This is a genomic window from Paraburkholderia sp. BL25I1N1, from assembly GCF_003002025.1.
Classification (GTDB): Bacteria; Pseudomonadota; Gammaproteobacteria; order Burkholderiales; family Burkholderiaceae; genus Paraburkholderia.
Window position 1 is genome coordinate 17052 of the sequence record NZ_PVZB01000050.1, and the last position, 12518, is coordinate 29569.

Annotated in this window: 14 protein-coding genes; 9 read left to right on the forward strand and 5 right to left on the reverse strand. The window is 64.1% G+C overall.

The features are described 5' to 3' along the window. Nucleotides 1-28: 28 nt before the first annotated feature. Nucleotides 29-1585, reverse strand: a complete 1557-nt coding sequence (locus tag B0G73_RS38910; protein ID WP_106286336.1) for a protease pro-enzyme activation domain-containing protein — start codon at nucleotides 1583-1585, stop codon at nucleotides 29-31. A 303-nt stretch (nucleotides 1586-1888) separates the two neighbouring features. On the opposite strand from B0G73_RS38910, the gene B0G73_RS38915 reads away from it, so the two are divergent. Then, nucleotides 1889-2398 (forward strand): DUF1993 family protein, encoded by a 510-nt coding sequence (locus tag B0G73_RS38915; protein WP_106286337.1) that lies wholly within the window; start codon nucleotides 1889-1891, stop codon nucleotides 2396-2398. A 97-nt stretch (nucleotides 2399-2495) separates the two neighbouring features. Here the strand turns inward: B0G73_RS38915 and B0G73_RS38920 are convergent, their stop codons facing one another. Further along, complete coding sequence (locus B0G73_RS38920) at nucleotides 2496-2816, reverse strand: YnfA family protein (RefSeq protein ID WP_106286338.1); 321 nt, start codon at nucleotides 2814-2816, stop codon at nucleotides 2496-2498. 132 nt (nucleotides 2817-2948) lie between these two features. On the opposite strand from B0G73_RS38920, the gene B0G73_RS38925 reads away from it, so the two are divergent. Next, nucleotides 2949-3122 carry a DUF1289 domain-containing protein gene (locus tag B0G73_RS38925; RefSeq protein ID WP_106286349.1) on the forward strand — a complete coding sequence of 58 codons (174 nt, stop codon included), beginning with the start codon at nucleotides 2949-2951 and terminating at the stop codon, nucleotides 3120-3122. A gap of 66 nt (nucleotides 3123-3188) precedes the next feature. Here B0G73_RS38925 and B0G73_RS38930 read toward each other — a convergent pair whose 3' ends face one another. Next, complete coding sequence (locus tag B0G73_RS38930; RefSeq protein ID WP_106286339.1) at nucleotides 3189-3842, reverse strand: LysE family translocator; 654 nt, start codon at nucleotides 3840-3842, stop codon at nucleotides 3189-3191. Between the two features lie 154 nt (nucleotides 3843-3996). Between B0G73_RS38930 and B0G73_RS38935 the strand changes: the two genes are divergently transcribed. The 4 genes from B0G73_RS38935 to B0G73_RS38950 all read left to right on the forward strand — a co-directional run bounded on the left by B0G73_RS38935 (nucleotide 3997) and on the right by B0G73_RS38950 (nucleotide 7593). Next, nucleotides 3997-4464 (forward strand): Lrp/AsnC family transcriptional regulator, encoded by a 468-nt coding sequence (locus B0G73_RS38935; protein WP_012426651.1) that lies wholly within the window; start codon nucleotides 3997-3999, stop codon nucleotides 4462-4464. Between the two features lie 65 nt (nucleotides 4465-4529). Next, on the forward strand, nucleotides 4530-4763 hold the full coding sequence (locus B0G73_RS38940; RefSeq protein ID WP_106286340.1) for a hypothetical protein: 234 nt from the start codon (nucleotides 4530-4532) through the stop codon (nucleotides 4761-4763). 895 nt (nucleotides 4764-5658) lie between these two features. Further along, nucleotides 5659-5814 carry a hypothetical protein gene (locus tag B0G73_RS40875; protein ID WP_181196768.1) on the forward strand — a complete coding sequence of 52 codons (156 nt, stop codon included), beginning with the start codon at nucleotides 5659-5661 and terminating at the stop codon, nucleotides 5812-5814. Nucleotides 5815-5934: 120 nt separating this feature from the next. Further along, nucleotides 5935-7593, forward strand: a complete 1659-nt coding sequence (locus B0G73_RS38950; RefSeq protein WP_106286342.1) for an NRAMP family divalent metal transporter — start codon at nucleotides 5935-5937, stop codon at nucleotides 7591-7593. Nucleotides 7594-7630: 37 nt separating this feature from the next. Here B0G73_RS38950 and B0G73_RS38955 read toward each other — a convergent pair whose 3' ends face one another. After that, nucleotides 7631-8107, reverse strand: a complete 477-nt coding sequence (locus B0G73_RS38955; RefSeq protein WP_106286343.1) for an OsmC family protein — start codon at nucleotides 8105-8107, stop codon at nucleotides 7631-7633. Nucleotides 8108-8197: 90 nt separating this feature from the next. After that, nucleotides 8198-8539 carry a hypothetical protein gene (locus B0G73_RS38960; RefSeq protein ID WP_106286344.1) on the reverse strand — a complete coding sequence of 114 codons (342 nt, stop codon included), beginning with the start codon at nucleotides 8537-8539 and terminating at the stop codon, nucleotides 8198-8200. A gap of 136 nt (nucleotides 8540-8675) precedes the next feature. Between B0G73_RS38960 and B0G73_RS38965 the strand changes: the two genes are divergently transcribed. The 3 genes from B0G73_RS38965 (at nucleotide 8676) to B0G73_RS38975 (ending at nucleotide 11745) form a co-directional block, all read left to right on the forward strand. Next, nucleotides 8676-8825, forward strand: coding sequence for a hypothetical protein (locus B0G73_RS38965; RefSeq protein ID WP_181196769.1), 150 nt, complete (start codon nucleotides 8676-8678; stop codon nucleotides 8823-8825). Nucleotides 8826-8938: 113 nt separating this feature from the next. Further along, complete coding sequence (locus tag B0G73_RS38970; RefSeq protein WP_106286345.1) at nucleotides 8939-9652, forward strand: glycine zipper 2TM domain-containing protein; 714 nt, start codon at nucleotides 8939-8941, stop codon at nucleotides 9650-9652. 86 nt (nucleotides 9653-9738) lie between these two features. Further along, on the forward strand, nucleotides 9739-11745 hold the full coding sequence (locus tag B0G73_RS38975) for a bifunctional DedA family/phosphatase PAP2 family protein (RefSeq protein WP_106286346.1): 2007 nt from the start codon (nucleotides 9739-9741) through the stop codon (nucleotides 11743-11745). The last annotated feature ends 773 nt before the right edge of the window (nucleotides 11746-12518 follow it).

Consider the following 12518-nt stretch of genomic DNA (forward strand, 5'->3'; position numbering starts at 1 on the left):
GGACTTTCTTCGGGGCGTGTGTTGCAGACTATAGTGCGGCCGCCACCTTCTGACCATTGGGACTGCCGAGCCCCGTGCAGGCATCCCAACCCGCGGATGCCGCGAAACTGCCGTTGTTGCCTTGCGTGATGTCGTTGCACGCGCCCGCCGCCTTGTACAGCTTAGGGTTGATGAAGCCGGCCGGCTGCCCTTTCGCCGCATTGATGCGCGCGATCAGCGCGGCCCACAGCGGCGCGACCGCGCTGGTGCCGCCGACCACCGTCTGCGTACCGTCGATCAATACACTGTAGCCGGTCACCGGCGAAGCGTCGCCCGCCACGTCGGGCACACCGCGCCCGCTGAGCGCTTTCTTGCCGCCCTTCGTCGACGTGGCGGACAAGCCCTTCTGCCAGACCGGCAGAGGGAAAGCCTGGCTCACGCCGCCGCCGGTCGCGCCGCCTTGCGCGCCGTCGTTCCAGACCGCCTCGTGCGAGATCGCGGTGCCCGACGCGGTGAGGCTCGTGCCGCCGCAGGCCAGCACATAGGGGCTCGACGCCGGGAAGTCGACCTGGTCGCTGCCCGTGCCGTCGCTCGAACCACTGTCGCCCGACGCCGCGCAGACCGTCACGCCAAGGGTTGCCGCAGACTGCAGCACGCTGTTGAAGGCCTGCAACGACTGACTGGTCCAGTTCGACTCCGGACCGCCCCAACTGATCGAAATCACCGACGGTTTGTTGGTCGTGTCGTGCACCGCGCGGCTCACCGCGTCGATAAAGCCGGCGTCGCTGTTCTGCGTGAAATACACCGCGATTTCCGCCCCGGGCGCGATTGCGCCGACAATTTCGATGTCAAGCGTGACTTCGCCGTCCGGTCCGTTCGGATCGCCGGTGGGCTGGTTGCTGCCCTGATCGACGCCGACCGACTTCACCTTCGGCGACCCAACACCGAGACTCGCGAAATAGGACTTGAGATCGCTGGCGTTATACCCGCCGCCCAGTTCGATGATGCCGACGCACTGCCCGCCACCGTCGCCTTGCGGAAAATGGTAGAGCGACGCCAGTTGCGGAGGCGTGAACGAAACCTGATGACCACGGGCCGGCTGGAACGGCGGCCGGATGCGAAAGTGCGGCCGCGCCTGCGGGCGGTTGTCGAGGCCGAGCACGGCCTGCACCACGCCGTGCAGATCGTCGGGCACACTGATCGCGCCGGTGCGGCCGCGGAACTGCCCAGACGTGTGATGTTCGTAATGTTCGAGCTTCACGGCGAACGCGTCCTGGAACTGGGCAATCGTGCCGCTCAGCAGCACCGTGCGCGCGGCCGGATCTTCGCGCACCACCGTCAAACCGTGCGCGCTGGCGAAGGCTTTGACTTTGGCGATGTCGTCCGGCGCGGCGCCGTAGTCCTTCGCGAGCGTCTCGCGCGACAACGGCTTGACGCTGGGATCGCCGGCTTCGATCTTGCTCATCAATGCGTCGAATTGCGCCTGCTGTTGACGGCGCAACATGACAAATACCTCGATCCGCTCCGTGGGATCGCATTGCCCGACGACTTTCGAACCCTGTTCCACTGTTCGCTCACTGCCTGGCAGCGGCTGCTTATTGACCATGGTGTCGACTCTCCAGTTAGCGTGACGGCGGGTTCCACGAGTTGGATGCACGCGCCACGCGCCTCTCACAACCTCATCGCCTGAAGGCGGCGGCAAGTTCGCTGTTTCAAGGACGTCAAAACGGTCCGACCAATCCATTCAAACACAGTTCCGGCGCGCGCGGCAGTTGTCCGAATGGCTAACGCCGCGTCGCCGCGACGCGCATCTTTCGCCGCTCGCGCTATGATGCTGCAGCGGCAATCCAGCCGTTACATTGCCTCGCGCGCCATCCGCGCGCACGATCAAAGAATCAGAGGAAGCCCCATGTCAATTTCGATGTATCAAGCATCACTGCCCGTATTGATTCGCGGCCTGACGAACCTGCAGGTCATTCTGGGCAAAGCCGAAGCGCATGCCGCCGCGAAACAGATCGAGCCCACGGTGTTCACCACCGGCCGGCTCGCACCAGACATGCTGCCGCTCACACGCCAGGTCTATATCGCGAGCGACACCGCGAAGGGCTGCGCCGCCCGGCTGGCCGACGTCGAAGCGCCGAAGTACGACGACGTCGAGCAGACTTTTGAAGAACTGATTGCCCGCCTTCAAAAGACGATCGATTATTTGAAGGAATTCAAGCCTGAGCAGATCGACGGCTCGGAAGAACGCCCGATCACGCTGAAGCTGCGCTCGGGTCCGGTCGAGTTCACAGGCCAGTCGTATCTGCTCGGTTTCGTGCTGCCGAACTTCTTTTTTCACGTCACGACGGCGTATGACATTCTGCGTCACAACGGCGTCGATCTCGGCAAGCTCGATTATCTCGGCGGCATCAAGTAAAGCGCGGGCCTGCGGACTCGAAGTTGGCGCGGATGCGGCAACGAGCGCTCACAGAGAGAGGCCTTTGGGAGCGGCAAAGATCGGCTCCCCGGCCGGCTCAAACGCGCGGCTGGAATGCGATGATCGCCATGCCGGCGAGCGTGAAAGCCACGCCGGCGGCGTCCCACAGCGTGGGCCGCACCTTGTCGATGCACCATAGCCAGGCAATCGCCACCGCTACATACACACCGCCGTAAGCCGCATACACGCGGCCTGCGGCGGTACCGTGCAAGGTCAGCAGCCAGGCGAACAGCGCGAGGCTCAGCGCGCCGGGCACCAGCAGCCAGATCGAACCGCCCTCTTTCAGCCAGCGCCACGGCAAATAGCAACCGACAATTTCGGCAATGGCGGTCACGGCATAGAGCAAAAAAGTTTTCATCGAGTGGGAATGCGAGTGATTGTGCCGCCACGAATAAGGTCTGGCGCTCTATTGGCTTTATTAACACAATCACTTTGCGCGCGGGCATGGCGCATGCGAGAGTCTTGGCATTTCCTTCAATTGCCAATGGCCATGAGCATCGCGTCACCCTGCATCGACATCTGCAAGTTCGACAGCAAAACCGGCTTCTGCATCGGCTGCATGCGCACGCGCGACGAATGCAAAAGCTGGAAGAAGATGAAAGACAAGCATCGCCGGAAAATCATCGAGGACCGCTCGCGGCGCGAGCACAAGCTGAGCAGATAAGCGGGCTCTCTTGCACGGTTCACGGCCGGGCGGTCTGGAGAAGCGCCGCGCCCTATCCAGCCAGAATCAGTCCAGCGAGAGCCGCAACGCGAAACCGATCAGCGCGGCCGAGAAGGTCCAGCGCTGCAGCGTCTGCGCTAGCGGATGGGCGCGCATCCAGCCGGCGATCCGCGCGGCGCCGATCGCGTACAGCACGTCGAAACAGGCGCCGATAGCGAGCAGCACCAGACCGAGTTCGACCATCTGCAAAGCCACCGGCCCCGCCTCCGGACGCACGAACTGCGGCAGCAGCACGGAGCAGAACAGCAGCGCCTTCGGGTTCAGCAGGTTGGTGAGCAAGCCCTTGACAAAAGCAGCCCGCAACGGACGAGACTCGACGCTTGCCATCGCCTCCGCGTGGCCGCCGGCGGCATGACCGCCAGGCAGCGCGAACACCGGCGACCGAAATATCTGAATTCCCACCCACGCGAGATAAACCGCGCCGCCATAGCGCACCACTTCGTATAACCACGGCGCGCTGCGCAATAACGCGGCCACGCCGCATGCCGAGAGCGTAACGTGCGTCGCGCGCGCGAGCCCGAGGCCGCCGGCAGCCGCGAAGCCGCTGCGCACGCCGCGTCCGATACTGGTTTGCAGCACCAGCGCCATGTCCGGTCCCGGCACGGCATAGACGACGAAAAGCGCCGCGATATACACGGCCAGCAGATGTGCGGAAATCATCGAATTCTCCTGTTTTCAAGGCTCTATCTTGCTATCGTCGGCGGAGGGTTTGCTGGCGAATTACCGGCTCCGACTGCTCGCCCGTGGAGGAATGCGCTAATATTGCGGCCCGAGCACCGGCTTTCCTCCAATCCGTCATCCGCACCACCGAGCCATGACAACCGACCTCGATAAAACCGACCGCGCGATCCTCGCCGCGCTTCAGAAAGATGGCCGTATGTCCAACGCGCGGCTGGCCGAAACGGTCGGCCTCAGCGAAACGCCCTGCGCACGCCGGCTGAAGCGCCTCGAAAACGACGGCTATATCGACCAGTACCGCGCGATGCTGTCGCGCTCCGCGCTCGGCTTCGGCGTGGTCGCGTTCGTCTACGTGCGTTTTGCCGTGCACGACCGCGCGGTGGCGACGCGCTTCGAGCGCGAGGTGCAGGCCATCCCGCGCATCCTCGCGTGTCACAACGTGTCGGGCAGCGCCGACTACATCCTGCAGGTGGTGGCACGCGATCTCGACGACTACGGCACCTTCATGCGCGATGAAATGCGTAGCCTGCCGGGCGTGACATCGGTGGAATCGGCGCTGTCGTTGCGCGAAGTGAAGGCCAACGGCGGCTTGCCGCTGTCCTGAACGCTAACGTGGCATAGTCACCCCTTTAAAACGGCGCGAGCCGACCAGTTGAACACGGAGTTCTCATGGATCACGAACAGGCGCGAGCCGAAGAAACCGCGGCAATGCAGCGTGTATTGACCGCGACCCAACGCGTGCAGTCGGCGTTCGCGTCGCTGCAATCGCAATTCCCGCCGGCCGGCAGCGGCACGCCTTCGCAGTTCGCGCTGCAAACATTCGATGCCGCGCTGCAAGAACTCGAAGACGCGCAAGCCGCATTCGACGAACTGCTTGGCGATCTGCTCGACGGCAATCGTTGAGACATCTCGAGGCGTGCTTCGCGGTGTAACGACAGCGAAGCGCGCCCGAACATCGACGCCATCACTCGAGCACGCTCGCGCGTGGTCGCGCGTCGCAATGCGCGACAACCGCCTTGTGTTTTCGTCGGCACGGGGCGGCGGATCGAGCCGAGTTATGCACGCATCGCGGGCCGCTACACCGGCTCAAGCCGCTCTCCACCAGCAGCAGCGGAAAATAGCCTTCATTAGCCTTTCTTTTCTATCGAAATTGAAAGACAAGACGCCTCCCATCACCACAACGTGGCCTGGCCCACACCCCACCAAAGAATATTTGCTTCGTTTAACGAAGCATGTTGACTTCCGCTTGCTGCGGTGCCTAAAATTCGCCGTCTTCATAAACGAGGCCCATGCCTTGGACACCAGCAGTAGTCGACCTTCGAACAGTTTCACTACCTGACCGGCCCGACGCCCGCGCTTTATTTCTCAGCCGCCGTCTTGCCGACAGGCAGATGGTGCGCGCCGCAGTAACCCACTCCGTGCACCTTGACTAGCGCCATCCGGCCGCGCCGTGCTTACGCACATGCGTCCCGCCGATTGGCATCCCGTCGCGAGCCTTCGCTCGCGACAGCGTTCGCTCGCACCGTTTCGATTCGTTCGACATGCGGTGCGGCCGAACGCGTGGACCAACACGTGCGTACCGAACGCCGATAAGGAGCCGCCATGGACAGTGACAGTTATCCCATATGCCGCCTGGTTGCCGCTCAATGTCCGCTCAGTCACGACCGAGCGGACAGGCAAACAATCATTTGCCCAAGGAAAAGCGAGTAGACCTGCTTCGCCGCGCGCCTGATGCGCCGCGCTCCGTGTCTGCTGGCTTTCCGCAATCCGCGTCAAGCCCTACGCCCGGAGAAAAAACATGTACCTCGCCACTCTCGTACCGACACGGCAGCAAACCCGCACCCATAGCGACGCCGCCCTCGCACTGCACGGCGTCAAGCCGCACTGGCTCACCGTGGCCTGGCACCGCGTCAGGGCGCTCGCTTTGCGTTCCGTCTCGCGGTCCGCTTCGTAAGCACACACGCTCAGCGCGTCTTCGCGTTTCCGCCCGCAGCGCCGCCCTGTTTGGCCGCGCATACCAGCGGATCCCGAAGACGCCCCGCTCAATCCAATCAAACCTACTCAGGCGGCCAGCATGTCCACTCCAATCAACGTCTCACCACCCCGCAGCGCCGTTCTCGACGACGCGCACCTCGGCGACATCAAGGGCGCACTCGGCACCATCGCCCATCACGACACGGGGGCGCGCAACAGCTGGTGGGCCCGCGTGCGCACGCTGCTCGCGATTCTCGGGCCCGGCCTCATCGTGATGGTCGGCGATAACGACGCCGGCGCCTTCGGCACCTACACGCAAGCGGGACAGAACTATGGCACCACCTTGCTGTGGACCATGCTGCTGCTCGTGCCCGTGCTGTTCGTCAATCAGGAGATGGTGCTGCGTCTCGGCGCGGTGACCGGCGTCGGTCATGCACGGCTGATCTTCGAGCGCTTCGGTAAATTCTGGGGAGCCTTCAGCGTCGTGGATCTGTTCATCCTCAACGCGTTGACGATCGTGACCGAGTTCATCGGCATTACGTTCGTGCTCCAGTTCTTTGGCATTTCGAAGGTGGCCGGCGTTTGCATCGCCGCGGCGGTAACCATGGCCGCGGTGAGCACGGGCGACTTCCGGCGCTTCGAACGTTTCGCCGTGGTGCTGTGCGTGATGAGCCTGTTGCTCGTGCCAGTGCTGGTATCGATCCACCCGCCGGTCAGCCAGATGGCGCACGACTTTCTGATCCCGGGCTGGCCCGCCCACTCGAAGCTGAGCGACGTGATGCTGCTCGTGATCGGCATTGTCGGCACCACCGTCGCGCCGTGGCAATTGTTCTTTCAGCAAAGCTACATCGTCGATAAACGCATTACGCCGCGTTTCATGAAGTACGAAAAGGCTGACCTGTGGATCGGTATCGTCTTCGTGATGATCGGCGCCGTGGCCATGATCTCGTTTTGCGCGGCGCTCTACGCGGGCAAGCCCGAGTTCGGCCATTTCACCGACGCGGGTGGCGTGATCGCCGACCTCGAAAGATATGCCGGCCGCACGCCCGCCGTGCTGTTCGCCGTGGCGCTGCTCGACGCGTGCATCATCGGCGCGGCGGCGGTGTCGTTGTCGAGCGCCTACGCGATCGGCGACGTCTTCAAGATTCGCCACTCGCTGCATCGCGGCGTGTCGGACGCGAAGGGCTTCTACCTCGTCTATTTCGCCATCGTGGCGGCCGCGGCGACGCTGGTGCTGATTCCGGGCAGCCCGCTCGGCCTTCTGACGGAAGCGGTGCAGACGCTCGCCGGCGTGCTGCTGCCCAGCGCGACCGTGTTTCTGCTGCTGTTGTGCAACGACCGCGCGGTGCTCGGACCGTGGGTGAACTCGAAGAAGCTCAACGTCTTCACAGGCGCAGTGGTCTGGGTGCTCGTCATGCTATCCATCATTCTCACCGCTTCCGTCATGTATCCGGACATCACCGGCGAAGTCATGCTTGAAGTGCTCGCAGCCGGCACGCTGATGGCCGTGGCAGGTTATGCGGCCACCGTCGTGGCTCGCAAGCTGCGGCGGAAATCCGGGAGCGCAGTGGCTCAGGAAAGCGAATTCGGGTGGTCCAAGGAAACGCGCGCAGCGTGGCGCATGCCGCCTCTGGACGAGTTGCCGGCGCCGCAATTGACGCTGTCCAAGCGGGTCTGGATGGGCGTGCTGCGCGGCTATCTGATCGTGGCGGTGGCGCTCGTGATCGTGAAGGTCGTGCAGATGGCGCTGCTGCATTGAACCGATAGCGCCCAGCCGGCGGCCGGGCCTGCCTCGGTCAATCAAAATCCGTTTCGATGACCGCTTCGCAGAGAATCGGAAAATTGACCGAGTTCGCGATATAGCACTTCTCGTGCGCCACGTGATGCAAGTGCGCGGCGAGTTCGGCATCACCGCCCGCGCGAATCACGACGCGCGGGCGCAGCACGATCTGTGAAAAACGGCCTTGTTTCGGGTCGTCTAGCATGGTGCCTTCGGCGTCGTCGCGATACGCCGTCACCGTGATGCCGGCATCCGCGCATAGATGCAGATACCAGAGTTTGTGGCAGGCGCTGGCCGAGGCGACCAGCAGGTCTTCGGGGTTCCAGCGGTTGGCGTCGCCGAGAAAGGCCGCGTCCGACGAACCTGGAATCTCCGGCTTGTTGCCCGCTGCTATCACATGATCGCGCCCGTAATCGCGGTAGCCGGAAGTGCCGCTTCCGCGATTGCCGGTCCATTGCACCGATACCTTGTATTTGTGCTCGCCGTACGCCATGCCCATCTCCTTGCTGTCGAATCGGATCCGCTTGCCGAGGCGTGCATTTTATCCGCCGCGCTCACACGATGGACACGCCCCGTTTGCTGACTAATTCCGCGGCGGCGGCGGCGCGCCCCTGCCGGCGAAATTCGGCACGCGCGGGTCCGGGTTCGCGTTCAGGCTCGTGCCGTTCGCGCGCATGGTGTTGAGTGCGGGACCGGCTCTTACGCCGCCCGCCGTTCCCGCACCCGGCGACATCGGGCTCATGCCGGCGGCCGTCGACGGACCCGTTCCCGCTGTGGCCCCCGCATTGTTGGTCATGCCGGAAGGCGCGCCATTGACGGCAGCCGCTCCGGTGGCGCCTGGCTGCGTGACCGACTGCCCATACGCTGCGGCAACGGCACCGATCATCATTGCCGACGCCGCGATACTGCCCTTTACGATCTTCATAGCCCACTCCGTTACTTCGTCGAATTGCGCGAGCGCGAGGTCCGAGTTGCCCGGCCGCTCAAATAGTAAGACGGCGCCCGGCGCGCTTCGTTCGCCGCCGTACGTCCCGGCCGATCCGCACACGACCCAGCGTCCATTGGATGACACGCGGTACACGCTCGACCACGTCCACACCAGGCTGCTGAAACTGCCCGAGGGTTTTCAGACGACGACCGGCGCACGCCTCGCGAGTATCCGCCACGACCGCCTGCAACCTTTCCTCGACGAACTCAGCGATGAAATCTGAACGTGTAACCGCTCGCGCGAAAGCGTACAAATCCTTACAAAGCAGCACGCAGCCCGTGTGCACCGAACGCACTTTCGCGGCGTTATTGCAGGCACCTACCCGCGGAGTCCGCCATGAATACGAACCTCACTTCCAGCCAACCGCAACGCAGCCGCATTCATCCGCTAGTTGCGGGCGCGGCTGTCGCCGTCATCCTGGCGAGCGCAACCGGCATCGCCGCGATGACCGGTTTACTCCCGACTTCGCACGCGGTCACGGAACCCGCGCGGCCGGTCACGGCAGCGGCGGCGCCGCTCGCCAGCACGCCGGTCGCCAGCACGCCGGTCGTGGCACCGCAAGCGGCTCCGGTTCAGCAGACGGCGCAGCAAACCGCCCCAGCCCGGCCGCCCGTTCATCATCCGCACCGCGCAACGCCGGTGGCCGCGCCGAATTCCGCAAACAATCAGGGCTACCAGGCACCTTACGACGCCGCGGCACCGCGCCCGGTCGCCGCCGACCCGTACGCGGGCGAGGTGGTCGCCATCAATACAGTGCAGGCGCCCGAGCCGACCACGGGCCTCGGCGCGCTGGGCGGCGCGGTGGCGGGCGGGCTGGTCGGCAACCAGATCGGCGGCGGCCGCGGCAAGATTCTCACGACGATTGCCGGCGCGGTCGGCGGCGGCCTCGCCGGGAACGGCATCGAACACGGGGTGCGCAAGCAGACCACCTACCAGGTCCAGGTCCGCATGCAGGACGGCAGCTACCGCAACTTCAGCTACCCGACGCAGCCGGCCGTGCAGATCGGCCAACGCGTTCACGTCTCCGGCGATTCGCTTAGCGCTTCGTGAACCTGCGGCCGGCGTCCAAAAAGGAATAAGACGGCTCCGTCGCGCGTTATGATCAATCGTTACGCCAGAACGGCTGATCGCGCACGATGGAGCACGCCTACATCCACCTCTTGCACCAGTTAGCCGGCCATCCCGGCTGGACGCTCACGGTCATCTTCCTGGCGGCGTTTCTCGAGTCGCTCGCCGTCATCGGCACCTTCGTTCCGGGCAGCACCGCCATGTTCCTCGCCGGCGCGCTGATCGGCACCGGCTCGCTGAGTCTCGGCTGGGCGCTCGTGTGGGCGATCGCGGGCGCCATCGCCGGCGACGGCATGAGCTTCTGGATCGGCAGCCGTTACAAGGACCGGATCGTCCAGTTCTGGCCGTTCCGCAAACATCCCGAAGTGCTCGAGGCAGGCCACCGCTTCTTCCGCAAACATGGCGCGAAGAGCGTCGTGCTGGCGCGCTTCATTGGCCCTTTGCGGGCAATCGTGCCGGTGGTGGCGGGCATGCTCGGCATGCCGCCGCTGCGCTTTTACGCAATGAACGTGCTGTCGGCGCTGATCTGGGCGCCGGCCCATATCCTGCCGGGCATGATCTTCGGCGCCTCGGTGCTGCTGGCCGGCGCGGTGTCGTTCAGGCTCGTCGTGATCATCGCGCTGCTGGTGGGGATTGTCTGGCTGAGCTTTCGCGCGGCGCGTTTTCTGCTCTCGCACGCCAACGCGTGGTCGAGCGCGGCGGGCCAACAGTTGGGCAGCTGGGCCTGTCGGCATCCGGGTCCGTTCGGCCGTTTCGCGCGCAAGATGCTCGACCCCAGTACGCCTGACGCCAGCAGCATCCTGCTGACTTCGTTGGTCGTACTCGTGTCGGGCGCGCTTTTTTTTGGCGTGCTCGACGACGTCGCCAGCGGCGATCCGCTGACGCAAGTGGACGTCTCCGTCTATCACTTCCTGCAATCGGTACGCACGCCCTGGAGCGATACCGTTCTCGCCGGTCTCTCGACGCTCGGCAGCAGCATCACACTCGCGGCGCTGGTCGTGACGGTCACGGTGTGGATGCTGCTGGAGCGGCGCTGGCGCACCGTCGGCTACTGGCTCGCGGCGGTGGTGTTTTCCCAATTGCTGATCTACCTGCTGCAGTTCGCGATGCACCGCGCGCCGCCCAATACGTCGCTGGTCGGCGCCTATGTGTTTCCGAGCAATCACGTCGCCGCAACCGTCATCGTGTACGGTTTCCTGGCGTTTCTGCTGGCACGCCGGGTCGAGAGGCTGGAAGGGGTGCTGGTGGCGGCCGCGAGTGCGATCGTGGTGATCCTGGTCGCGCTCGCGGGACTGTACTTCGGCAGGTACTGGGTGTCCGACGCGCTCGGCGGCGCCGCGCTCGCCTACCTCTGGGTAGCGGTCGTTGCGTTGACAGCGATGTGGCGGCACCCGGAAACGCCGCCCGAACGCGCGTTCATGCCCGTCGTGGTGCTGGTGGTCGTGCTGCTCAGCGTGGGCGTCCAGGTCGGCTTCAACATGCCCACGCCGCCGCCGGACAGCGCGCTGCGCCCGCCTCCCGTGCTGGTCTCGCAATCGCAGTGGACGCTCTCCGTCTGGAAGCGCCTGCCGTGTTACCGCTCGGACATGGGCGGCGATCGCAAGGAGCCGCTCACGCTGCAGTGGGTCTCGAACCTCGATTCGATCCGCGGACAGTTGCGCGCCCAAGGCTGGGTGGAAGGCACGGACGTCTCGGCGCACAGTCTGCTCTCGCTAGCCTCGCCCAATGTGGCGGCGGTGTCGCTGCCGGTCTTGCCGAAGCTCAACAACGGCGTGCCGTCTTCGGTGGTGTTCATGCGTCCGGGCGACACGCGCGACGAACGCGACGTGCTGCGGTTCTGGCCCAGCGGTTACGCGGTGGGCAACGGCACCTCCGTCACGCCGCTATGGGTGGGCGCTTTCGCGCACGAACGGCTGTCGCGCGCGTCGTGGCCGATCAACATTCTGCGGGTCGACAGGGAGATGACCTCGTTCGATGCGCACGAGAAATCGAGTGCGGGTCTCGGCGCGGAGCTCGTTGCCCGGGTCAGCTGCCGCGGCGTGCCGGTGTCGCTGCTCGCTTCGCCGACGGAGTGAGCGCGTTCGCTGCTCCAGCGAAGAAATCCTTCTGCGCTCAATCAGTTATGCCGCTTGGCCAGGAGTTGTCCACAGGGATGTGAACAATTTCTGTGGATAAATTCGCCCGCGACGCGCAAGAGCTACAAACATCTGTTCCGTTCGACTTTAACAACCTGGTTGCTGGCACACGGCCTTCGGTTGTCCGCATCATCGGGACACGGCAGGTGTTTTGCGTGACCATTCAGGGCGACCCCGGTCGCCCTTTTTTATCAGGCCGCTTGCTGTGCGTTCCTGGATTTGTCCGATGTCACGGCTGCGTACACGACCCTCTCATTGATTCTGCATGTCGGCACAATTCCCCTCCTGATCTGCAGACGCGCTCGCGTTGCCCGCGCCCGTCGCAAGCTTTTTTATATCTGCGCCGACGCCAGCCCGGTGGCCCGTGTTGATGCACGATACATAACATGCTCAGGACGGGTAGATAACCGTCAATGCAACTGGACGCCGCTGACATTTCCCAGCGTTATTGCGAAATAGTCCTGCTGACTATCGAACGACTATCCCCGATGATTGAAAAAACTCGGGGAAGAGGTCAAACGATGAAAGCTGTACGCTGCGACAGGTATCCACGTCTTACGTATCCACGCCTCACGGCTCCTGTCTTTCCCGTGCGAGCCGCATCAGGCGCGTCCTGATTGATGGAGCGCGCCCGCTTCGATCTGCCCATGCCCGGCGTGGCGCTTTCACCGGAAAGCGTTGAACGTCTGATGGCCGAACCCTGGCGCTACGGG